This is a genomic window from Mesorhizobium loti, from assembly GCA_014189435.1.
In the GTDB taxonomy this organism is placed as follows: Bacteria; Pseudomonadota; Alphaproteobacteria; order Rhizobiales; family Rhizobiaceae; genus Mesorhizobium; species Mesorhizobium loti_G.
In genome coordinates this window covers 468,440-493,272 of record CP050293.1, presented here as the reverse complement: position 1 = coordinate 493,272, position 24,833 = coordinate 468,440, and the positions used below count along the sequence as shown (strand labels likewise).

General features: G+C 62.8%; 12 protein-coding genes. 1 reads left to right on the top strand and 11 read right to left on the bottom strand.

Translation table 11 applies throughout. The features are described from left to right. Nucleotides 1-14 precede the first annotated feature (14 nt). The gene (locus tag HB777_02325; GenBank protein ID QND62865.1) at nt 15-9,653 is read right to left on the bottom strand and encodes a tandem-95 repeat protein; all 9,639 of its coding nucleotides are present in this window, start codon (nt 9,651-9,653) and stop codon (nt 15-17) included. 324 nt (nt 9,654-9,977) lie between these two features. Between HB777_02325 and HB777_02320 the strand changes: the two genes are divergently transcribed. Beyond that, on the top strand, nt 9,978-10,922 hold the full coding sequence (locus HB777_02320; protein ID QND62864.1) for a transglutaminase: 945 nt from the start codon (nt 9,978-9,980) through the stop codon (nt 10,920-10,922). A 25-nt stretch (nt 10,923-10,947) separates the two neighbouring features. Here the strand turns inward: HB777_02320 and HB777_02315 are convergent, their stop codons facing one another. The 10 genes from HB777_02315 to HB777_02270 form a co-directional block, all read right to left on the bottom strand. Continuing rightward, nucleotides 10,948-11,589, bottom strand: a complete 642-nt coding sequence (locus HB777_02315; protein ID QND62863.1) for a ribbon-helix-helix domain-containing protein — start codon at nt 11,587-11,589, stop codon at nt 10,948-10,950. Next, nucleotides 11,579-12,868: an HlyD family type I secretion periplasmic adaptor subunit gene (locus tag HB777_02310; protein QND62862.1), complete on the bottom strand. Its 1,290-nt coding sequence runs from the start codon at nt 12,866-12,868 to the stop codon at nt 11,579-11,581. The genes HB777_02315 and HB777_02310 overlap by 11 nt, the downstream gene beginning before the upstream one ends. Nucleotides 12,869-12,910: 42 nt before the next feature. Beyond that, nucleotides 12,911-15,043 carry a type I secretion system permease/ATPase gene (locus tag HB777_02305; protein ID QND62861.1) on the bottom strand — a complete coding sequence of 711 codons (2,133 nt, stop codon included), beginning with the start codon at nt 15,041-15,043 and terminating at the stop codon, nt 12,911-12,913. A gap of 39 nt (nt 15,044-15,082) precedes the next feature. After that, nucleotides 15,083-16,531, bottom strand: coding sequence for a TolC family protein (locus HB777_02300; GenBank protein QND62860.1), 1,449 nt, complete (start codon nt 16,529-16,531; stop codon nt 15,083-15,085). Nucleotides 16,532-17,084: 553 nt separating this feature from the next. Next, nucleotides 17,085-17,633, bottom strand: coding sequence for an invasion associated locus B family protein (locus HB777_02295; protein QND68619.1), 549 nt, complete (start codon nt 17,631-17,633; stop codon nt 17,085-17,087). Next, nucleotides 17,618-18,079 carry a DUF4189 domain-containing protein gene (locus tag HB777_02290; GenBank protein QND62859.1) on the bottom strand — a complete coding sequence of 154 codons (462 nt, stop codon included), beginning with the start codon at nt 18,077-18,079 and terminating at the stop codon, nt 17,618-17,620. Before HB777_02290 ends, HB777_02295 begins: the two co-directional genes overlap by 16 nt. Nucleotides 18,080-18,116: 37 nt before the next feature. Then, on the bottom strand, nt 18,117-18,782 hold the full coding sequence (locus HB777_02285) for a hypothetical protein (protein QND62858.1): 666 nt from the start codon (nt 18,780-18,782) through the stop codon (nt 18,117-18,119). A 13-nt stretch (nt 18,783-18,795) separates the two neighbouring features. Beyond that, complete coding sequence (locus HB777_02280; protein QND62857.1) at nt 18,796-19,353, bottom strand: invasion associated locus B family protein; 558 nt, start codon at nt 19,351-19,353, stop codon at nt 18,796-18,798. Nucleotides 19,354-19,360: 7 nt separating this feature from the next. Further along, on the bottom strand, nt 19,361-24,067 hold the full coding sequence (locus tag HB777_02275; protein ID QND62856.1) for a calcium-binding protein: 4,707 nt from the start codon (nt 24,065-24,067) through the stop codon (nt 19,361-19,363). Nucleotides 24,068-24,259: 192 nt separating this feature from the next. After that, complete coding sequence (locus HB777_02270) at nt 24,260-24,772, bottom strand: helix-turn-helix transcriptional regulator (protein ID QND62855.1); 513 nt, start codon at nt 24,770-24,772, stop codon at nt 24,260-24,262. Nucleotides 24,773-24,833 lie beyond the last annotated feature (61 nt).

Below are 24,833 nucleotides of genomic sequence, written 5' to 3'. Positions count from 1 at the left end.
CACGCGCTATGGCGTTAGATCGTTGCCGTGTGCTGTGTGTGTGCCGTATCGTCGTAGAGTATGTTGATGGTGCCGGACGTGGCCGGTCCGTTCTGCAGCGTGGCCACGTCAACGAAACTGGCCGCATTGCCCGAACCATCGGTGTCGACGCTCAGCGTCTTGGTGCTGGTGTCGTAGTGCACGTAGTCGGCGATGGTCCCCGCACCCTTGTCGAACAACGCAGTCAGGTCGATCTGATCTCCTTCTCCTTTATTGTAGTCGATGATGAGATCCTTGATATTCAGTTCGAGATGATCGAGCTTGAACGTGTCGGCGCCGGTGCCGCCGGTAAGCGTGTCCTGGCCGAAGCCTCCGATCAGCAGGTCGTCGTTGGCACCGCCATTCAATTGATCGGCTCCCGAGCCGCCGAAAAGCGTGTCATTGCCCGCGAGTCCGTTGATGATGTCGTTACCGGACGTCCCCGCCATTGCCTCGTCGCCCGCCGTCCCAGAGATCGGGGTACCCGCGGGGTGTTCGCCCAACGTCGTGATCGACAGGGTTTGATTAGCCGAATGATCGCCATCCCCGTCCACACCTGACACAGAGAAATTGAACGTCTGGTCCGACGGCAAGATAAGCTTCGAATAGCCGAAATTGTCGAACTTGGCTTTGCCTTCCGTGACGGTGAACGTGATGGAGGTGAAGTCACCTGTCGGATCGATGGTAAGCAAGCCGTCCACGGCGGTCGTAGCGGTGCCCGTCAGACCGGTATTGGTCGTGTAGGTCATGGTGAAAGCACCGGCAGCCTCGTGCTCGACGAAGAAGTTCAGCTTGTCGATTGCTGTTGCGAAGTTGATCTGGAACTGCTCTCCAACATCCAGATTTCCATTTTGGACGCCAAAGCCATTGCTCGTCGGCTTCAGCTCTTCGGCGTTGCCGATGCTTCCATTGCCGTTCGTATCGACCGCCTTGAAGGTAGCATCTCCCAAGGTGAACTGTATGGTGCTCGCACCACCAGACACGCCGCTGAAATCGAATGTCTGATTGGCAACGGGGCGAGATTCGATCAAAGTAAATGTATAGGTTCCGTCCGCACTGACCTTCAGATCGAAGAAATTCGATCCACCTGCCTGCGCAATGAGATCCGACGAGCCATCGGCATTGTGGACGACAGGCAGATATGTCAGCCCGCTGATATTGGTCAGCGGCGTGATCTCGATCGACTGCTCGCCATCGGCGCCGAAGGCAAGGTCGTGCGTGCCAACCACAACATTGTTGTCTTGATTAGCGACGATACCATTCGTGATATGAGTGAAGGTTGGCGTGTCGTCGTTCACCTGCACCGTTAGCGAGCCATTTGCCGTATCGGAGTCACCGTCCGTGACCGTGAAGCCGATCGTCACATTCATGGTCTCTTCCGTCGTGCCGACGGTGGGGTGCACCAGCGGTTCCGACAGGGTGAAGGCGTAGGAGCCGTCCGGCGCAACGTCGAGCACGAACACTATGCTGCCCGAGATCACACCAGTCGCGGTGAGGATCGTGTGCCCAGCATTCGTCGTCGTTGCGTATTGCACGCCTTCCTGTGCAGCGAGCCCGTTTGGAGTCTTGTAGATCGCCATTACGCTTGGACCGGCAAAGCTGAGCGCTTTCAGCCCGTCCGCACCAGCCGTAAACAGCGACCCCGCGCTGCCCGACAAGACTTTCGCGTCGGCGACATCGCCCGTCCCGCCCGGATTGCCAGTAAACAGCGCCTGCGCATCGTCGTCCAGTACGGGTGTTGCCGCCACGACTTTCGCAACCGGGATGTCGTCGTCGACGGTCACGGTCAGCGTGCCGGTCGCGGCCGTGGCCGCCGTGTCGTCGGCGTCGTAGACCTTGTAGCTCAGGTTGAAGCCGAGATTGTCCTCGGTTCCCGCTGTCGGATGCTGGATCGGCGACAGCAGTGTCACCGTATAGGTGCCGGTGACCGCATTGGTCAGGTCGACCTGGAACACATTGACGCCGCCGGCCGACGCGATGATCTGCGTGCCCGCTCCGTTCGCCGTGTAGGTGTAGGTGGTGCCGTTCACCGTCTCCGAGCCCGACACCAGCGCGATATGGCCCGCGCCGTCCACACCATAGTTGTGCGTCAGCGTTCCGGGCTGCGCGCTCGGCGCATCGTCACCCAGGGCGTTGTCGTTGTTGCCCGTCGCAAGGTTGTCCTCGTCGACCAGCGTTGCCGACACACCCGCCGTCGCATGGTTGTTGTCGCCCGAGAAGGTGAACGACAGAACCGCCTGCGAGGTGTCCCCGTCAGCGTCCTTCATCGTGTAGGTGAAGCTGTCCACCGTCCCAGCCGGCACCGATGCCTTCGGGGTATAGATGTAGGAACCGTCGCCGTTCAGCGTCAGCGTGCCATAGGCCGTCACGATCGGATTGCCGATCGTGCCGCCCGTCACCGCCGTCACCGTGCCGGGCTGATCCGCACCGACATGGTCGTTGGCCAGAACACCAGTGGCCGCAGTCGCCACGATCGCCGCGCCGCCTTCCGTCGCGGCCTGACCGTCATTCACAGCAACCGGGATGTCGTCGTCGACGGTCACGGTCAGCGTGCCGGTCGCGGCCGTGGCCGCCGTGTCGTCGGCGTCGTAGACCTTGTAGCTCAGGTTGAAGCCGAGATTGTCCTCGGTTCCCGCTGTCGGATGCTGGATCGGCGACAGCAGTGTCACCGTATAGGTGCCGGTGACCGCATTGGTCAGGTCGACCTGGAACACATTGACGCCGCCGGCCGACGCGATGATCTGCGTGCCCGCTCCGTTCGCCGTGTAGGTGTAGGTGGTGCCGTTCACCGTCTCCGAGCCCGACACCAGCGCGATATGGCCCGCGCCGTCCGCACCATAGTTGTGCGTCAGCGTTCCGGGCTGCGCGCTCGGCGCATCGTCACCCAGGGCGTTGTCGTTGTTGCCCGTCGCAAGGTTGTCCTCGTCGACCAGCGTTGCCGACACACCCGCCGTCGCATGGTTGTTGTCGCCCGAGAAGGTGAACGACAGAACCGCCTGCGAGGTGTCCCCGTCAGCGTCCTTCATCGTGTAGGTGAAGCTGTCCACCGTCCCAGCCGGCACCGATGCCTTCGGGGTATAGATGTAGGAACCGTCGCCGTTCAGCGTCAGCGTGCCATAGGCCGTCACGATCGGATTGCCGATCGTGCCGCCCGTCACCGCCGTCACCGTGCCGGGCTGATCCGCACCGACATGGTCGTTGGCCAGAACACCAGTGGCCGCAGTCGCCACGATCGCCGCGCCGCCTTCCGTCGCGGCCTGACCGTCATTCACAGCAACCGGGATGTCGTCGTCGACGGTCACGGTCAGCGTGCCGGTCGCGGCCGTGGCCGCCGTGTCGTCGGCGTCGTAGACCTTGTAGCTCAGGTTGAAGCCGAGATTGTCCTCGGTTCCCGCTGTCGGATGCTGGATCGGCGACAGCAGCGTCACCGTATAGGTGCCGGTGACCGCATTGGTCAGGTCGACCTGGAACACATTGACGCCGCCGGCCGACGCGATGATCTGCGTGCCCGCTCCGTTCGCCGTGTAGGTGTAGGTGGTGCCGTTCACCGTCTCCGAGCCCGACACCAGCGCGATATGGCCCGCGCCGTCCGCACCATAGTTGTGCGTCAGCGTTCCGGGCTGCGCGCTCTGCGCATCGTCACCCAGGGCGTTGTCGTTGTTGCCCGTCGCAAGGTTGTCCTCGTCGACCAGCGTTGCCGACACACCCGCCGTCGCATGGTTGTTGTCGCCCGAGAAGGTGAACGACAGAACCGCCTGCGAGGTGTCCCCGTCAGCGTCCTTCATCGTGTAGGTGAAGCTGTCCACCGTCCCAGCCGGCACCGATGCCTTCGGGGTATAGATGTAGGAACCGTCGCCGTTCAGCGTCAGCGTGCCATAGGCCGTCACGATCGGATTGCCGATCGTGCCGCCCGTCACCGCCGTCACCGTGCCGGGCTGATCCGCACCGACATGGTCGTTGGCCAGAACACCAGTGGCTGCAGTCGCCACGATCGCCGCGCCGCCTTCCGTCGCGGCCTGACCGTCATTCACAGCAACCGGGATGTCGTCGTCGACGGTCACGGTCAGCGTGCCGGTCGCGGCCGTGGCCGCCGTGTCGTCGGCGTCGTAGACCTTGTAGCTCAGGTTGAAGCCGAGATTGTCCTCGGTTCCCGCTGTCGGATGCTGGATCGGCGACAGCAGTGTCACCGTATAGGTGCCGGTGACCGCATTGGTCAGGTCGACCTGGAACACATTGACGCCGCCGGCCGACGCGATGATCTGCGTGCCCGCTCCGTTCGCCGTGTAGGTGTAGGTGGTGCCGTTCACCGTCTCCGAGCCCGACACCAGCGCGATATGGCCCGCGCCGTCCACACCATAGTTGTGCGTCAGCGTTCCGGGCTGCGCGCTCTGCGCATCGTCACCCAGGGCGTTGTCGTTGTTGCCCGTCGCAAGGTTGTCCTCGTCGACCAGCGTTGCCGACACACCCGCCGTCGCATGGTTGTTGTCGCCCGAGAAGGTGAACGACAGAACCGCCTGCGAGGTGTCCCCGTCAGCGTCCTTCATCGTGTAGGTGAAGCTGTCCACCGTCCCAGCCGGCACCGACGCCTTCGGGGTATAGATGTAGGAGCCGTCGCCGTTCAGCGTCAGCGTGCCATAGGTCGTCACGATCGGATTGCCGATCGTGCCGCCCGTCACCGCCGTCACCGTGCCGGGCTGATCCGCGCCGACATGGTCGTTGGCCAGAACACCAGTGGCTGCAGTCGCCACGATCGCCGCGCCGCCTTCCGTCGCCGCCTGACCGTCATTCACAGCAACCGGGATGTCGTCGTCGACGGTCACGGTCAGCGTGCCGGTCGCGGCCGTGGCCGCCGTGTCGTCGGCGTCGTAGACCTTGTAGCTCAGGTTGAAGCCGAGATTGTCCTCGGTTCCCGCTGTCGGATGCTGGATCGGCGACAGCAGCGTCACCGTATAGGTGCCGGTGACCGCATTGGTCAGGTCGACCTGGAACACATTGACGCCGCCGGCCGACGCGATGATCTGCGTGCCCGCTCCGTTCGCCGTGTAGGTGTAGGTGGTGCCGTTCACCGTCTCCGAGCCCGACACCAGCGCGATATGGCCCGCGCCGTCCACACCATAGTTGTGCGTCAGCGTTCCGGGCTGCGCGCTCGGCGCATCGTCACCCAGGGCGTTGTCGTTGTTGCCCGTCGCAAGGTTGTCCTCGTCGACCAGCGTTGCCGACACACCCGCCGTCGCATGGCTGTTGTCGCCCGAGAAGGTGAACGACAGAACCGCCTGCGAGGTGTCCCCGTCAGCGTCCTTCATCGTGTAGGTGAAGCTGTCCACCGTCCCAGCCGGCACCGACGCCTTCGGGGTATAGATGTAGGAGCCGTCGCCGTTCAGCGTCAGCGTGCCATAGGTCGTCACGATCGGATTGCCGATCGTGCCGCCCGTCACCGCCGTCACCGTGCCGGGCTGATCCGCGCCGACATGGTCGTTGGCCAGAACACCAGTGGCTGCAGTCGCCACGATCGCCGCGCCGCCCTCCGTCGCCGCCTGACCGTCATTCACAGCAACCGGGATGTCGTCGTCGACGGTCACGGTCAGCGTGCCGGTCGCGGCCGTGGCCGCCGTGTCGTCGGCGTCGTAGACCTTGTAGCTCAGGTTGAAGCCGAGATTGTCCTCGGTTCCCGCTGTCGGATGCTGGATCGGCGACAGCAGCGTCACCGTATAGGTGCCGGTGACCGCATTGGTCAGGTCGACCTGGAACACATTGACGCCGCCGGCCGACGCGATGATCTGCGTGCCCGCTCCGTTCGCCGTGTAGGTGTAGGTGGTGCCGTTCACCGTCTCCGAGCCCGACACCAGCGCGATATGGCCCGCGCCGTCCGCACCATAGTTGTGCGTCAGCGTTCCGGGCTGCGCGCTCGGCGCATCGTCACCCAGGGCGTTGTCGTTGTTGCCCGTCGCAAGGTTGTCCTCGTCGACCAGCGTTGCCGACACACCCGCCGTCGCATGGTTGTTGTCGCCCGAGAAGGTGAACGACAGAACCGCCTGCGAGGTGTCCCCGTCAGCGTCCTTCATCGTGTAGGTGAAGCTGTCCACCGTCCCAGCCGGCACCGACGCCTTCGGGGTATAGATGTAGGAGCCGTCGCCGTTCAGCGTCAGCGTGCCATAGGTCGTCACGATCGGATTGCCGATCGTGCCGCCCGTCACCGCCGTCACCGTGCCGGGCTGATCCGCGCCGACATGGTCGTTGGCCAGAACACCAGTGGCTGCAGTCGCCACGATCGCCGCGCCGCCTTCCGTCGCCGCCTGACCGTCATTCACAGCAACCGGGATGTCGTCGTCGACGGTCACGGTCAGCGTGCCGGTCGCGGCCGTGGCCGCCGTGTCGTCGGCGTCGTAGACCTTGTAGCTCAGGTTGAAGCCGAGATTGTCCTCGGTTCCCGCTGTCGGATGCTGGATCGGCGACAGCAGCGTCACCGTATAGGTGCCGGTGACCGCATTGGTCAGGTCGACCTGGAACACATTGACGCCGCCGGCCGACGCGATGATCTGCGTGCCCGCTCCGTTCGCCGTGTAGGTGTAGGTGGTGCCGTTCACCGTCTCCGAGCCCGACACCAGCGCGATATGGCCCGCGCCGTCCACACCATAGTTGTGCGTCAGCGTTCCGGGCTGCGCGCTCGGCGCATCGTCACCCAGGGCGTTGTCGTTGTTGCCCGTCGCAAGGTTGTCCTCGTCGACCAGCGTTGCCGACACACCCGCCGTCGCATGGTTGTTGTCGCCCGAGAAGGTGAACGACAGAACCGCCTGCGAGGTGTCCCCGTCAGCGTCCTTCATCGTGTAGGTGAAGCTGTCCACCGTCCCAGCCGGCACCGACGCCTTCGGGGTATAGATGTAGGAGCCGTCGCCGTTCAGCGTCAGCGTGCCATAGGTCGTCACGATCGGATTGCCGATCGTGCCGCCCGTCACCGCCGTCACCGTGCCGGGCTGATCCGCGCCGACATGGTCGTTGGCCAGAACACCAGTGGCTGCAGTCGCCACGATCGCCGCGCCGCCTTCCGTCGCCGCCTGACCGTCATTCACAGCAACCGGCCCATCGTCGTTGACCTTGACGGTCAGCGAGGCATTGGCCGTGTCGTTGTCGCTGTCGGTGACCTTTACCGCGAAATTTTCCCCGGTCGCCTGGTCGGCGGCTCCGGTCTGGTTGGGATTGGCGTTCGCCACGTTGTTTGAGAGCGTGTAGCTGTAGCTGTAGACGCCAGCGCTCAGGCTCACCGTCAGCACGCCGTTGACGCCCTGGACCGTGCCGCCAGAAGTGACATCCACCAGGTTGCTGTCCTTGTCCATCACCTCAAGCTTCTGCAGCGTGTCGCCGCCCGTCGTAATGTTGAACGTGCCTACCGTGGTTTCCGAGTGATCCGAGTTCAAGGCCGGGTCGGCAAGCTCGCCGGTCCCAGCCGGCAGGCCCTTCTCGTCGACAACCGCGGTCGCGTTGACCGACGGCGTTCCGCCTTCCGGCGTCACATCGATCGTCGGCGTCGAATCCTTCAGCAGGTTGATCGTGACCGTCGCCACCGACGAATCGCCATCACCGTCGATGATCTGGTACTGGAACGTCACCGTCCCTTCTTCGCCGGCAACCGGCGCGTAGGTGAAGGTGCCGTCATTGTGGTAGGTAACCGTGCCGGCGCCGCCGCTCAGCGAGTTCGCCACATAGCTCACCTTGGCCGGATCGGCGATGGCCACTCCATCCGCTCCGGGCACGTCGTTGGCGAACACATTCACCGTCACAGCGGCGTTCTCGGTCGCCTGCGTGGCACTGTCATCATGCGCTGTCGGCACGTCGTCGACAATGTTGATGGTGAGCGTCGTCGAGGCCGGGTCGCCGTCGGTATCAACCACCTGGACGGCGAAGTCGTCATGGGTGGTGTTGCCCGAGGTGTTGTCCAGCAGCGTGTAGGAATAGGTGTAGCCGGTCCCCGGCGTGCCGGTGATGGTCAAGTCGCCATACTGGCCGTGCACCAGGATGCCGCCGGCCGCGTTGGTCACCTCGATCTGGGTGTTGTCCTTGTCGGTCACATAGAGGTGGCCGATCGTGTCGCCGCCCGTGGTGATGTTCAGCGAACCCGTCGCCGTCTCGCTCGGATCGCTGTTGTTGGTGCCGTTGTTGTCGGCGATCTCGCCGGAACCCGCCGGCTCGATACCGCGCACCGCAAGGCCCGCTTCGTTCACCGCGCTGTGCCCCGACGCATCGGGAGCCTCGGGCGCCACACCGATCGTCGGCGTCGAGTCCTTCAACAGGTTGATCGTCACCGTCGCTATCGACGAGTCGCCATCACCGTCGATGATCTGGTACTGGAACGTCACCGTCCCTTCTTCGCCGGCAACCGGCGCGTAGGTGAAGGTGCCGTCATTGTGGTAGGTAACCGTGCCGGCGCCGCCGCTCAGCGAGTTCGCCACATAGCTCACCTTGGCCGGATCGGTGATGTTCACCCCGTCCGCGCCAGGCACGTCGTTGGCAAACACGTTCACCGTCACGGGCGCGTTCTCGGTCGCCTGCGTGCCGCTGTCGGCAACCGCCGTCGGCACGTCGTCGACGATGGCTACGGCAAAGCTCGTGCTGGCCGAATCGCCGTCGACGTCCGTGACCGTGATGCTGAAATTGTCCGGAACCGTGTCGGTTGGGTCGAATCCGTTCGTCTGATTGGAATGAGTGACCGATTCGGTCACCGTGTAATTGTATTCGATAGCGCCCGTGGTCGGATTGAAGGAGACGATCGTGATGTAGCCGAACTCCCCAGGGATTTTGTCGCCGACGGCGGTGACGGTGACGCCGTTGATGACGATCGACCCGATTCCATCCGGCGCCTCGATGCTGATTGTTCCAGTGCCGGACGTTTCCGAATGGCTCGGCGCGTCGCTGCCCGGCGATTGTGTCGGGCCGCCGTCAAGACCGGTTTCGCTGGCCGCTTCGCTCGGAGCAAGCAAGGACGTGGCCGTTACAGTAACCTCCCTGTCGACGATGGACGGGAAGAGTTCGCGGCGATCCAGAAGGCCAAACTGCAAGGCGGTCGGCGGCAGCAGTGCCGACAGGTCGAACCCGTCGCCGATGCCGCCGGGGGGAACCGAGAAGTCTCCGCCTGCACTCGAGTTCGAACCGCCAGGGCCGGCCGAGATCGAACCGTCGGCGCCGAAGGCGACATCGACATGGCTGGCTTCCAGCGCTGCCAGCAACGCGACGCGCGGCACCTCGACGTCGCCAATGATGAAGGTCGGCACGTTCAAGGCGCCATCCTTGATCACGATCACCGAGCCGTCAGCCTGTTCAAGCACAAGGTTTTGGCCGTCGACCTTGATGTTGTCGATCGAGGCGTTGGCGGGGAGCCTTACCACGTGGCTGGCGTCAGCCACATATTCGTGCGGCGCAGCTGCCGGCGGTGCCTTTGCTTCCGCGGGGGCTTCCGGTTTGACAGGCGCTCCGCCGCCGACATCGACCGGCACTGGTTCGGACGCTGCCGGTGCAGGCTGCTGCGTCGAATTTGCTTGTGCGATCCGGATCTCCGCCGGCGATGTCTGATCGCCGTGTTCATTGGGCGCGGAATGCTCGTTCAAGGAACCCGAAAAGCTGTCCAACTCGATATTGGTCGTCATGGCTGAAACCCCTCCGATATTTCCCGGAAAGAGACAGCGGCCACTTCTACTTTGCAACAGTCCCGAAATCTATTTCATATATTCTGATATGCATCGTTCGGCATTTTTTACACGTGGTAAACCTCAAATATATAACCTGATATATGTTGGCTTCCATGTCGCTTGTTTGACCGGCTGCAGGTCGGAGATTTCTGGTAAATGAAAGTATAAAATCGAATAAAGTTTTAAAGAAAATAGACGTAGTGATTTGCGAGAAAGTTATCCACCTTCCTTTCCAATAATTTGAGACAAGATTGGTAGCGTCCACAGTCAAAGGTGGGCGTTATGAAAAAACAAAAATCGGCCCCGGGAAAAACCGGGTTCCAAGTGCTCTTGCTGGCAATCGGGCTTTTCGGCCTGACCGGGCCGTCATTCGCGAACGCAGTTTCGAGCGATGTCGCCGCTATCGGCGCGCCTTTGGAAAAGGTCCAGACGCCGCCCTTCCTCGGTGGTGTTTCGCTGGTGAGATCCCAGCCCTGGCTGCCTGCGGTCGCTTACCGGATCGGCATGGTGACCGGCAGCTACGGCGCGGCGGTTGCCGACCGCGGCGACGGCTCGTCAATGGCACAAGGCGAGGCCGGTATAGATCCGGTGCAGACGGCGTCGATCATTCCGGGCGTGTTCGGATCGGTTGCCTTGTCGATGCGCAATTTTCCCGTCGCGGCGCGCTGGGCACCCGTCTACCGGGCCATCACCGCCTGCTCGGCGGACAGCCCCTGCGAGCGCAAGAGCGCGGCTTTTGCCGCCATGATCTCCGCCGCTCAGGGCAAGGGCTTCAGCGAAAAACTATCTTTCGTCAACAGCAGCGTAAATCGGCTGATCGCCTACAGGAAAGACAGCGTCGTCTACGGCAAGCTCGACTATTGGGCGAAGCCTTCGGAGATTCTCGAGCGGCGAGCCGGCGACTGCGAGGATTTTGCCATCCTCAAGATGACGGCTCTGCTGAGGGCCGGCATTCCAACGCAAAGCATGGCGCTGGTTGTCCTCCAGGACCGCAAGCGAGGCTTCTTTCACGCTGTGCTGTCGGTGAGCACAGGCAGCGGCACCTTCATTCTCGACAGCCTCAGCAACACCGTCGTGCGCGATAGCGATCTCCCTAGTTACGTTCCGCTCTATTCGTTCAGCACGGACCGGGCCTGGATCCACGGCTCAAGACCGGGCGGCGCCCAGATGGCCGACATCAAAGGCGGTTTCGCAACCGTCGCACCCGGCGAAGGTTTTCAGCCGTAAGTTCTCGTTAGGATTGGCGGTGCATTCAGCCGCCGAAGACGAACGCCATCAGCAACTCCGGCTCAAGCACTGGGGCTCGCACCGCATTCAACTGACCTCGGTATCGACGGTCACCGGCGCCGATGACAAAACCGGTAGCCACCGGCGCTTCGCCGTTGGCATCGAGCCGCGCGAATATGTCGGCCACATTGAGGTCCAGCGCCAGCTTGAGATCGTGCCGTGCATCATCGCTTGGAGCTATCGGCAATTGACGCTTGACCAGCTGCTGGAACGGCGCGTTGAACGACAGGATCTTCTTCGACGAAGCCAGGGCAAAGGCTGGTGACGGGCAAGCGACCAGTATGGCGTTGATGGTATTGATCGACGCAAGCCTTCGCAAAGTCAGGTTTTCGTTTCCCAACCCACGCATGCAAGCCACCCTGATCGCGGATGTCAGGTTACCTGTCTGCGCCTGGCTTTCGGCGATCTCGTCGATGAGCATGCCGATCGTGCACTTCCTGCTTTCAGCCATCTGTTTCAGCGACATCCAGAATGCCCGCTCCAAACGGATGCCGCGTCGTATGCCGCCGCGTGCCACAACCCGAAATTCCAGCCCAAAATCCTGGGCCGTGACCGCGGGAAGCAGCCGCTCGCCCTCGGGATGATGAAAGCTCGCGCTACCGCTCACTCATCGCCTCCTCGCGAGCCTTGTTGATCGGCTTCAAGAGGTAGTGCAGGATCGTCTTGCGCCCGGTCTTGATGTCGACTGAACAGATCATTCCGGGGATGATCGAGTAAGCCTTGCCGTCTCTCTCAAGTGTCGATTTGTCCGTCGACACGCGCACCTGATAATAGGGTTCCCCTGTCTTCTGATCGACCAGGCTGTCGGCTGTGATGTTCGAGACCTTGCCCTCGATGCCGCCGAAGATGGAGAAATCGTAGGCGGTGACCTTGATGAGCGCTTCCTGGTCGGGACGGATGAACGCCACATCCCGTGGCGAGACCCGTGCCTCCACCAGCAAAGTCTCGGAGGTTGGCACGATGCCGGCCACGACCGCGCCAGGCTGGACGAAGGCGCCGACCGTGTTCAGCTCCAGCGTGTTGACGATGCCGTCCACGGGAGACCGGATATCGGTGCGCGCGACCTTGTCGGTCGCTCCCCTTATGGTTTCGTCCACCACCGAAAGGTCCGCCAGCGCCTGGGTAAGGTCGTCCAATGCCTCCTGCTGCAGTTGCAGGCCGAGCTCTTCGACCTGAAGCTGGGCTTCCGTGATCGCTGCCTTGGCTTTCTTGATGGTCTCACCGGCCAGGTTCAGCTGGCCGTTGAGCTCGGTCTGTTCGCGCTCCACCCGGAGTTGCTCGGTCCTTGCCATCAGGCCTTTCTTGACCATCGCGTCGACCAGCTTTGCCTCCTGGTCGCTGACGACCAGGTTCTTGGTCAGACGGTCGGAATTGGCCACGGCCTCGGCCAGTTCCCTCTCGCGCTGATCAAGGCGTGACTTGAGCACGGACAGCTTGTTGTCGAAGTTCTCGCGTCGGGCGATGAGCAGCTTCTGTTCATTGTCGCAAATTTGCGGAGCGACCGACTGAATGTCCGGCGGGCACGGAAACGGGCCTGAGAGATTGCCGGCCTGTTCGTATTTCAGCCTTGCTATGCGCACTTCCAGCGCGCGCGCCTTGGCCTGCTGCTCGCCAAGGCTGGACGTGTTGAGCGTGTTGTCCAGGCGGATGATGAGATCGTTCTTCTTGACGATCTGGCCAATCGTGACTGCGATTTCCTGAACGACGCCGGCCTCGCTCGCCTGAATGATCTGGGTCTTGGAAGCGGGTATGACCTTGCCATCGCCGCGTGCGATCTCATCGACCTCGGCAAAGGACGCCCAGGCGACAAAAACGACGAAGAGCGCTCCGATGATGAATATGGACGCCGACGCAAACAGCGGCGGTCGATCTTCTCTGGCAAGCATTTCCCACGCCCCAACGCATTGGATGCAGCAATATTTGTTTTGTCAGGCGCTTGTTTTCTGCAACGCCTGTATGACTTGGTCCTTCGGTCCGTCAGCTACGATCTTGCCCTGTTCGATAACGATCAGGCGGTCGGCCAATTCAAGCATGCTGAACCGATGTGTAGAGACGATCAGCGTTGTGTCGCGGTCAAAGGCGACTTTGAGCTGCTTGATCAACTGGCGTTCCGATGCGAGGTCCATCGAGCCCGACGGCTCATCCAGAAAGACGATTTTCGGTTTGGTCAGCAGCAAGCGTGCGATCGCCACCGTCTGCCTCTGGCCGCCTGAAAGATTGGTGCCGCGCTCGCCGACATTCATGTCGTAGCCGCGCGGGTGTCGTGAGACGAAATCGTCGACGCCAGCCGCCTTTGCCGCTTCGATGATCTGCTCATCGGTAGCCTCCGGACATGCCATCAGGAGGTTCTCCTTGATGGTGCCCGAGAACAGATCGCCAGCCTGCGCAACGATGCCGACCGCGGCGCGAACCTCGGACGGGTGATACTGGCGAATATCGATCCCATCCAGCAGCAACTCACCGGAGGTCGGCAGGAAAAGCCTGCCGATCAGCCGGCCCATCGTCGTCTTTCCCGATCCTATGCGGCCGATGATGCCTATCCGCTCACCCGGCTTCACCGAGAAATTCAGGCCGGTCAAAACCTCGTTTTCCGAGCCGGGATAGACAAACCCGACATTCCTGAACACCATCGCCCCCTTGCGAATGGGGCGGTTGACGAAACCCACCGTGTCCGGTCGGTCTTCCGGTTGAGCCATGATCGAGTTCACCATTCTCAACGAGAGCATGGCCTGGCGAAACCGGGACAGCGTGATGGCGATCTGGCCGAGCGGCGCCACGGCCCTGCTCGCTAGCATCACCGTTCCTATGATTGCTCCCGTCGAAACATGCCCTTCCGAGAAGGCATAAGCGCCGGCCACGACCAGAGCGACGGTCACCAGCTGTTGTATTGACTGTGTTATGTTGCCCGCGGCCGCAGAAAGCTGCTTGATCTTCTCGGACGTGTTGGCGGCGTTCTTGGAGTGCTCCCCCCACTTTCGCAGCAGATACGCCTCGGCGCGCAGCGACTTGATGGTCTCCAGCGTGGAGATGGATTCAACCAGCAGGGCCTGGCGCTGCGAGGCTTCGTTCATCGAGGCGGCGACACGCTTGCCGATGCGGCGCTGGGTGATCAAGCCGACAATGACGGACATCACGAAGGCCAGCGCCGGTATGATCACCAGCCAGCCGCCTATCGCATAGATGACAAGAAGAAAGACGAAGACGAATGCCGTGTCGATGAACACGCTGATGGTGTTCGAAGTGAAGAACTCTCTGACGAACTCGTATTGCGTGACCCTGTTTGCGTATTCGCCGGTCGAGCCGGGACGCGCCGACAGTGACGAATTCAGCACTTTCTCGAACAGAAGATAGGATATCCGAAGATCGGCTTTGCGCCCGGCATAGTCGATGAGAGAAGCCCTGGCCGTCTTCAAAAGCAGGTCGAACAGGATGACGGCGCCAATGCCGAGAGCCAGGACCCACAGTGTCGATATCGCCTTGTTCGGCAGGATCCTGTCGTAGACGTTCATGGTGAAGATGGGCGAGGCTATGGCCAACACATTGATGAACACCGCCGCCAGAACGACCTTCGAATAGGTGCGCCAGAAAGCGCCCATCGTCCCCGTAAGCCAATGGCGTCTTTCGATCTTTTGCGCCGAGCCGACCTTCATCTCCTCGGCGGCATTGGCATAGGTTATCGAGAAGGAAGCGCCGCCGCTGATGTAGCTGGCGGCCAGTTCCGATCGGCCAATCGTGGTGCGGCCGTCTTCCTGGGGCGCGGTGATATATCCATCGTCCTCAGTTTGGGCGAGCAGGGCGAGGGGCAATTGGCTGACGCGAAAGACGATCGCGGGTAGGTCGATACGCCCCCTGAGAAAGTCGCGGTGGCTGAACTCGGTGACTTCCAGGCCGATGCGCTCGGCAAGGTGCCTGATGTCGTCGACCGCAATTCGCGTGTCCGAGAGCGGCACGCCGGCAAACAGCACGGTCTCCGCACTCGGCCTGCCGAGATATCCGGCAACAGCTGAGAAGCAGGCTTTGAACGCCTCCTTGGGGGAGAGGATGTTGGGTTGCTGGTTCACGATCTGCCCGTCAGGACTCTCGCTGGACCTTGTGCCGTCTTATTTCTTCCTCACCGGGGCCAGGATATCGAAAGGCAGGTCGTTCTTCTGCTCCGATGGCGTCCGCGCATAGGTTTCAGTGTCTGCGGTTTCCGGTGTCGCAAACTCGGCTCGCGCATAGGCCGTAGCCTGCTTTGCCGGCTGAAGGTTCATCGTTTTCAGCAACTGTCCGGTCGCGGCCAGAAGCCGGTACTGGGCAAACAGCGATGCATAGGACGCGGTATCCGCCAGCGTTGCTGTGTTGAACCGCGTATTCTGCGCATCAAGCACGTCGAGCAGCGAGCGCTGTCCGACTTTGAACTGCTCGCGATAGGAAGCAACCAGCTTCTCATTGGCGGCGGCTTGTTGCCTCAGGGTCTTTGCCAGATCGGCTTGCCGGAAACGGCGATCCCATGACGTGCGAACAGCTTCCTCGATTTCGCGCTGAACCTGATGCAGCGCGAGACGCTGTTCACTGGTGCGGCGGATCTGCTCTTGCTCATTGGCCTTGTCGATGCCACCGCGGTAGAGGTTCCAGCGCAGGACCACGCGCGCCTGCAGGTCGCTGGTGTCGCCATCGTCGCCGTCAATGTCGGTTCCCGCCCGGGCGACACCCTCGGCGATGATGGAGGGGCCAAATTTTGCCCGCGCAGCGTCCACGAGGGAGGCCGCCGCGCTGATGTCGCTGTTGGCCATGTGCACGCGCGGATTGCTTTCCCGCGCCAACCCTATTGCGTCGTCGAGCGAGCGCGGGAGTGCGGCCGAGACATCGCCTGGCCTCGAAGGGTTGGTCAGTGGCTTTCCGACGGTCTTGAAGAAGCGGATCTTGGCCGCTTCCAGCTCCTCGGTCGCCTCCTGCATGCGCGCCTTGGCGGCGAACAGCCGTTCCTCGGCCTGTTGCCGGTCGGCCTCATTCAGCGCGCCGCCCGAGATGCCTTGCCGGATGTCGCCGAGAATTGCCTGGTGGAAGCCGAGATTTTTCTTCGCTTCGGCAACGATCGAAGCCTGCAGCATGTACTCCAAATAGTCCTGGACAACGGACAGCCCGATGAATTCGGACCGTTCCAGCACACGGAATGAAGCGCCATCGACGCGCGATGCCTGACGGTTCAATTCGGCGCGCCTTGCGCCGCTGTCATAAAGCGTCTGCGAAACGGTAAGATCCGTTTCAGCCGGATAGAGCGCATCGTCTTGGATGGAAAGCGAGCGCCGGGATGGATTGTCGAGCCGACGAACGCCGGCCGATGCCTCGACATCGACACTGGGAAGATAAAGGCCTTTGGCCTGCCGCAACTCGAATTCTATTGCTTCGCGGTTTTCGATTGCCTGTCCAATCTCAGGATTGGATTCCACCGCAACAGCCATTGCCTCCTTGAGCGTGAGCGCATGAGCGCTCGCGCAGGTCAGCATGGTGGCCGCCATCAAAAGGCCAAGGCGCTTGCCTATGGTCGACATGCTTGTCGTATTCATTCAACCCACCCTAACGTTTCCCCAGCGCCTTTTTCAGAGCACTACAGCCAAGCCAAGGCCTGCCCGTCTACGAATTATCCACAAATTCACGAAATGTGTGAGCAATTATTGATTTAGCGGTCGCTAAATCGCTGTTTCAGGCAACAAGGCTGCGAGATGTAGCAAAAATAGCACATAACATCGACCCGCTGCGGTTGCGCCCGTGCGCTGCCAAGTGTGGAGAATGCGCAGAAAACAGAAGACTATCGACCGGTACGGCCAGAATCATGGGTGCGGAAAGCCGCTATTGACGATTGAACCGGGAGTTGGACCGCTCGGGTAACGCCACACAGAGCATTATGTCAGAAAAAAGTGTGAAGCGGTTTTCGGCATAATGCTCTATATCTTTGATTTAGAGGCTCAAGATCAGAAAAGCGCCATCAAGGATCGTCATTTACTCCGGACGGGGATGATCTTGATGGCGGCCGGCCGCCGCGTGTCATGGCTGCATAGGCTTGGCAGCCGGCGGAACTGATCGGAAAACCCATCAGATCGCGGGCTGACCCGTTTCCCCTCAACGCGCGCTCAACGCCACCATGCGGTCGAGCGCCGCGGTCAGGCCGCGAAGCGACACCGGGAAGGTCAGCGGGGTCTCGGCGTCCGTCGTGACATTGAGCTTCAGCACCGTGCCTCCCCTCATCTTTCCAAGCGTCGGTCGATCGACGACGAAGACCGCGATGCAACCGGTTGGCAGGCAGGTCCTGAAACGCTGCGGGGACAATGGCGGCTGATCGTCGATCTGCAGCGTCACGCCCTGATCGAGCAGGATGCCGAACGGCAGAAGCAGGGTAGCCGTCGTCGAACCGTCCGCGCGTCCCGCGATCTCCACCGCAAGAAGCCTCTGGCCATTTTGCTGGACCTGGTCCTGCGCAAGCGAGCACACCCTCGCCTTCTCGCGAACGGAACAGGTCACACTCCAGTCCTGATAGACTTCACGCAGAGATGACGGTCCATCCGGGACAGCCGCCACCTGTTGCTGAGCAAACACCGGCGACATCAACGAAAATAGGATTGCCCCACATGCGGAGATGGCCTTGGGGCCAGGCTTCATGTGCAGACCCACTCGCGGATCTTGCATTTTTCTCCCGTCGCTTCGCAGGCCTGCAACGCCAGATCCTCCGCGTCCCGGCGGGTCTCGGCCGAGTTCACGCCCCAGGGCGTGAAACGGTTCTCCACTTTGTCTGCCACGGCAAGAGCACCGCAGTGCTTGTAGGGAAAGCCGGTCTCGTCGTCATCGTTCCAATGGCGATGGTTGCGGAAGACCGTGACGACGTTGCAGGCCTTTCCGCCCGCGTTCTCGCAATATTTCTGCGCGATGTCCTTCGCCTCCTGCCGCTTGTCGGCGCCCCAGAAGAAGCCGTACTTGCTATCGGTCTGCGAATAGGCGATCGCCGCCCAGATGCCTTTTTCCTCCTGCTGCGGCTCCGGCGGCGCCACCAGGTCGGCCGAGACGACGTGTCCGCTCCACAACAAGGTCAAGCCAAAAACTGCCAAAGCCCGCAATCTCATGGTCGGTACCCCTTTCCTTAACGCCGGTCGCTTCGCCTCACTTCGCCGCCGAAGCGACGGAGATCACCACACAGCTTTTGCCCGTCGGCAGGAGAAGCGCTTCACCGGCATTGCCGCCGAGCTCGTAAACTTCGACCTGCCCGAGATGGTCGGTAATCTTGCTGCCCTGCGGCAGAATGGACGGGATGTCGGCGCAGGGGCTGGCGAATGGCGCCACGCGCACCATCGCCCCCTCGCAACCCGAGGCGGTGGGCGATGCGAAGACGATGCCGGCGGCCGGCCCGCTATAGCGTTCCGACGCATAATCCATGCCGACAAAGGCCTGGACAGCATGCTTGTCGGCGGCCTGGTCATTCCACAGTGATTTGACGCTGTATTTCGTGCCGGTCGTCAAAATCTGTCCGAGCACCGGATAGATGGTCGAACAGGCCTGCACCCCGGCTTGCTTGACATGCTGGAGGAAAGGCGTGTCCGGAAGCGCCGGGTTGGCTGTCTCAGGCTGTGCGGCCGTCGCGCTGCCGACCAGATTGGCGATCGCGGCATAGTTGCCAGCGGCGAAGCCGAGGCCCGCAACGACCAGCCCCAGCAGTGAATATCCGGCGACGCGTGGCCAGCGCCGCCGTGGAGGCTCGACCCGCCTCTGCCGATCCGCCTCGACGGTCGGGGGGCGTTTTGTGGACGTGAACTGGTCCTGCTGGCTCATGGTGGTGCCCCGGTTATTTGAGTGGTGAAAGGGCCTCTGACAGCCCCTTGAGCGTCGCGGCCACGGTGATCTTCCCGCCATCGACGGTCGGGTAAGAGATCGCCGGCGTCGCATTTTGCGCTATCTGTCGGCGCATCACAGGTCCGACCGGCAACATGCCGACACAGACCATTTCGTTGCAGCCGTTCAGGTGCACATCGATCGGCTGCGCCTGTCCCTCGAACTTCAGCGACACCAGGCCATCGCTCCTGGCGTTCGGAGCGGTGCGCAGGATCATGTAAGGCTTGCCATCCTGCGTGGCGGCAAGCGACCAGCTGAAGGCCATCTTGCCGGACGCGTCCTCGATGATTTGCGAGACATTGCAGACCTTCTTGCGGGCCTTGAGGTTCTCGTCGCAGATCAGCGTCCAGTTTTCGAAGGGACGGATGGTGCGCTGATAGGTCCCCAATTTCACGTCGGGCGGCAGCACCACATCCGAAGGCTTGATCCTGTAGGGCGACGCGACCTGCCCGGCAGCCGGCACGAGGCCGCCGCAGAGCGCCAGGCAGGTCAGGGCAACAAGTCCTTTCATTCCTGCCTCAGTTCAGCGTGAAGCTGATGCCGGCGCCGACGCCGACATTTCCGCCCGCCGCCGTGCCCGACACATTGCCGCGGATGCGGCCGTCCTCGCTGGTGTAGCCCGCGCCAAAGGCGAAGGCGCCGGCGTCCCGCCAGAAGCCGCCGCCCGCCGCGACGCTCAACTTGCCGGGCCGGTCGTCGTAGCGCAGCGAGGCTGCGGCAAGGCCTATCGCGGCCGCCTGCCGCGCCTCGTCGCGTATGCCGCCGATGTCCGTATTGAGCTGGCTGAGCTTCTGGTCGGTGTAGTTGTTGGCCTGTTGCAAGGTCGTGGCCGCCACCTTGTCGGTATAGGTATTGGACGTGTTGATGCTCGTGGCCAGCCCCTGGTTCAGCTGGTTGACGTTGACCGCATCGGTGCCGGCAACGCCGGGACCGACATTGGAGATGACGACCGGCGCGTTGACGTCGCCGCCCTGCAGCGTGATGCTGTTCTTCTTGCTGCCGTCCGGATTGGTGTCATACGTCACCGCATTCTGGGTGAGCGATCCAAGGCCCGATTTCAAATCCTCGACCGCCGTGTTGGTGGCGTAGAGCTGCGAGCCGTTTATCGCATCGGTGCTGCCGGCGTTGACCCGTCCGGCCGCGACATTGGTGATCGTCCTCTCGGCCCCGGCATCGCCGACACTGACGGTTCCGGTCGGGGTCGTCCCGGCAAAGGCGTAGGTCTTGCCGTTGATGACGGTGCTGGAGGTGCCGACGGCGGTCTGCGTCACCGAACCGGAACCGAGCGCCACATCGTTGGCATTGTTAGCCTTGGCGCCCTGGCCGAGCGCCACCGCGCCTTGACCCGTGGCGGTCGAACCATTGCCGGCGGCGAGGCTGTTGGTGCCGCTCGCCACGCTGGCCGGTCCGATCGCGACGCTGTCGGTGCCGCTGGCGGTGGAGTCGGCCAGCGTCGAGTTGGCGTGGAAATACTTGATGCCGCCGCCATTGGTGATGTTGGTCAGCGCGTTGTCGACCGCCGTGAGCCCGTCATAGACGGTTGTGTAGGTGTTGCCCTGGACGGTGTAGGTCGGTCCGGTGATCGAGCCGTCGGGATTGACCGTGGTGCCGCCGCCGAACAGGTTGCTGATATTTTGCGTCACGCCGCGCAGCTGCGAGACGTTGACGGCGTCAGTCTCGGCCGAACCCGCCGCGACATTGGTGAGCTTGCGTTCGGCTCCCGCGCCGCCGATCGACACCTCGCCGACCGAGGTCTGCGGGGCGGTCAGCGCAAAGCCCGTGTAGCCGGTCTGAGCGCCGACCGTGGTGATGGACTGCGCGCCCAGCGCGACGCTGTTGATGAAGGTGCTTTGGGCGCCGGCGCCGAGCGCCACCGATTGGATGCCGGACGCCAGCGAATTGGTGCCGAGCGCGAGACCGTCGGCCAGCATCACATGAGCGTTCTGGCCGATGGCCGTGCCGCCGGGCGCGGTCTGGTCGACGATGGCGCCGTTGCCGATGCCGATGCCGTTGTCGCCGTTGACGACCGTCGTCGGACCGACGGCGACCGACTCGGCGCCGACCGCGAGCGAGTCGACCGCCGCCGAATTGGTATGGAAATACTTGGTCGAGGTGACCGATACGGCAGCGATGGCGCCGGCGAGTTGGCGCACCGTCACCGCATCCTGATCCTGCGTGCCGTCGGCCACATTGGTGATCTGCCGGTAGGAGGTGGCGTCGCCGACCGAAACGGCGCCGAGTAGCGTCTTGTCGGTCGTGTTGTACTGGATGAAGTTGGATGGGCCGGCGGGCAGTTGCCCGGTAGCGGGAGCGATCGCGCGATCGGAGACCGAACCCGAGCCGAGCGCTACGCTGCCGTCGATGCTGGCGTTGCTGTCGCGGCCGAGCGCCAGTGCGCTGACGCCGGTCGCGGTCGCCTGGTAGCCGACGGCGGTGGAGCCGACCCCTTGTGCGAAGGAATCGGTTTGCGCCAGCCCGGCCTCGTTGGTGCGGGCATAGCGAATGCCAACGCCATTGGCGTCAGTATAGGCGGTCGAGGTGTCGCCGGCGATGTTGTTGATCGTGTCGCCGAGACCGGTCACATTGCCGCCGATGGCGGCGATGTCGGTCGTGTTCTGCGTGACCTGCTGGTTGGTGGCGAAGAGCTGCGAGCCGTTGACCGCGTCGGTCGAGCCGCCGTTCAACTGTCCGGCCGCGACATTCTGGATCTGGCGTTCGGCTCCAGCCGAGCCGACCGAGAAAGCGCCGGCCGGCGTAGTGCCAGCGAAGGTATAGTTCACGCCGCCGATCGTCGCGCCGCCAACCGCCGTGGTGGTGCCTGATGTGGAATTCAGGCCGATCGCCACATCGCCGGCATTGTTGGCCACGGCATTCGGCCCGACCGCGACGGAATCCGTTCCAAGGGCCTGGGAATCCGGCAAGGTCGAATTGGCATGGAAATACTTGATGCCGCCGCCGACATTGATGCTGTTGAGCGTCGTGCCGATGGCGTCGACCGCCTGGTTGGTGGCGAAGAGCTGCGAACCGTTGATCGCGTCAGTCGAGAGCGCGCTGACCCGCCCCGCAGCCAGATTGGTGATGGTGCGTTCCGCACCGGGCGCGCCGATGCTGACCGTCGAGGTCGGGTTGGTGCCCTGGAAGGCATAGGTCGTGCCGTTGACCACCCCACTGGCCGTGCCGACGGCCGTGGCGGTCACCGAGCCCGAGCCCAGCGCCACGTCGCCGGAGCTTGCCGCCGCGGTGGCGCCATCGCCCAGCGCGACATTGCCGGCGAGGCCGGCGGCGCCCGCTGTCGAGCCGTTGCCCAGCGCCACGGAGCCTTGCCCGATCGCCTTGTTGCTGTTGCCGATGGCGACCGCGCCGTTGGCCATATTGGCCGCGGTGGCGCTCGCCGTGCCGTCGCTGTTGGCGATGTTGTTGGCGCCGCCGGTGAAGGCGCCGGTGCCGCTGGCATAGCTCGGATCGCCGATGGCGACCGCGCCGTCACCATACGCTGCGTTGCCGGCGCCGATGGCCACGGCCTTGCCGCCATCGGCAGTCGCGCCCGTGCCGATGGCGACGGAGTCGGCGGAGAGCGCGGCGGACTGTAGACCGACCGCGACGGCGTTGGTTGCCGTCGCCTGGCTGTCGCGTCCCATCGCAATGGCGTCGTCCTCGGATGCCGTCACGTCCGTGCCGATGCCGATGGCGTTGTCTCCACTGGCGCTCGTTGCAAAAGTGCTCGAGCCGACATAGACGGAACCTATCCCGGACGCCCTCGTCCCGGCGCCGAGAGAGATGGAGTTCACGGCGCTGCTTTGGGCGCCGCGGCCGAGCGCGGTGCTGTTGAGTCCGGTGGCGCGGGATTCACGTCCGACGGCAGTGGAATTGTCGGCGCTGGCTACGGTGCCGATGCCGAGAGCCACCGACTGCGCGCCGGCCGAGCTGGCACTGACGCCGGCGGCGAGAGAATTGTCTCCTATCGCGTTCGCTCCGGACCCGAACGAGGAGGCGTTTGCGCCGCTGGCAACGGCCGTATTGCCAACCGCTGTGCTGGCGGCACCACTCGCAATTGACGTAGTGCCCATGGCGATGGCGTCTTGCGCGCTCGCATTGGCTTGCATGCCGACCGCCGTGCTGTCTACACCGCTCGCGGTGGCGCCCAGCCCCAGCGCGGTCGCCTGCGCGGCGCTGGCGGTGGAGTTCGCGCCCAGGGCGGTCGAATTCAGGAAGCTGGCATTGGCGTTGAAGCCGAGAGCGGTCGCTTGAACGCCCGACGCAGCCGTGTTCTGGCCGATCGAGGTGCTGGACGTCGCTGAGGCATTGGCGTTGGCGCCGACGGCGGTGCTGTATTGGCCCGAGGCCTTGGCTATGTATCCCATCGCCGTTGAGTCAAGCGCCGACGCGACGGCCTCACGTCCTACGGCAGCGGAATCGGCGCCGCTGGCGACGGATCCCCAGCCTGCGGCTGTCGCATAGTTGTTGCTGGCCGTGGAGCTGGTACCGAGGGCGGTGGAATTCCCTCCCGAAGCGGTGGAAAAGGTGCCCAGGGCGTTGGCGCCAGCCCCGAGGGCTTGGGCCTGAACGCCGAGCGCTACCGAATTGACACCGCTTGAGATCGTGCCTTGGCCCAGTGCCATCGCACCACCCGCGCCTGTGGCACTTGCAAACAGACCGAGAGCCACCGAATATTGCGCTGACGCAACGGACTGGCGGCCTATCGCTACGGCGTCGTTCAGAGACGCCGTGACATCCGTTCCGATGCCGATCGCGCCCGGCGCGGTAGCGCCCGTTCCCGCGACGGTGCGCGAGCCAAGATAGATGGAGTTTATCTGGGTCGCGAGCGACTGGAAGCCGATTGCGACGGCATTCTGGCTGCCCGCATTGGCGTTGGTGCCCTCGGCTATTGAATCGGCTCCGTTCTGCACGGCTCCGGATCCAAACGCGATACCGCGTACTCCGTTTGCCGTGCCGCCGCCGCCGAAAACCTGTGCCAATGCCGGCGTGGCGATGCCGCCCAATGCGATCGCACCCAGCGCCGCTGCCAGAACCCTGCCGTTGCCGAGCATGCCGAGCCCATGTCCCTTGCGGCGCATGCCGAGTACGCGGTGCGCCATGCGCAATACCGCCATCAGGCGGCGGCGAAGCGAGCGAGAGCCGAAATCGGCGCCCGCAATCCAGTGCCCGGCGAAATGCACTGCCTGACGCTGCACAAACGAGCCACTCGAAATGCGATTGTCGGTCATGGTCCCTCTCCGCTGGCCGGCATGAAATGTCTGACAATTCGAACTCACGCCAAGAAGACATGATTCCGGTTTGCCGTATTTCAGGAAATTGCTGCCTCGTGAGAAAAGACTGGAGCAACCCAGCAGGAGTTAACGGATAGTTACTTTAGACCGCGCTTTGATAAGCGGTATTTGATCAATATCACAGGCGATTTATCGCTTAACCTTTGAATTAACCTTGCTCAGCCGCGCCTGCAATGGCGTTACACCCCGATATTTCTTCATCACGGTGGTAAAGTGGCTCTGGCTTGAAAAACCGCTCAGATGAGCGATGTCGGCGATCGTCATGCGGCTGTCGGCAAGCAGTCTTTCAGCGAAATCCAGCCGCAGCTTGAGGACGTACTGGTGCGGCGGCATCCCGAACGTCCTCGAGAAAGCCCGCATGAAGTGATAGGGTGAAAGACCGCAAATCGCGGCCATCTCGGCAAGCGCCAGCTTGCGCGTAAAGTTCTTGTCCAGGAATTCCTGCACACGGCGTGTGCTGCGCACGGAAAGCCCGCCTTTCGCGTTGAACGTCGGCTGCCCCGAATTGTTACCGAAAACCGATCCGGGGAAACCATCATCGCCCGGCATTTTTCGGCCTCCTGATACGTCCCAGATGAGGTCCAACCCGAGGCCTCCCTCCCCGTTCCCCTGCAAAACAATTCGTGATTGATCGAACCGCATCCGCGTCGCCAGTCCAGTTCATTTCATCGATTCGGCCACGTGGCGGATAATGTCGAGGCTG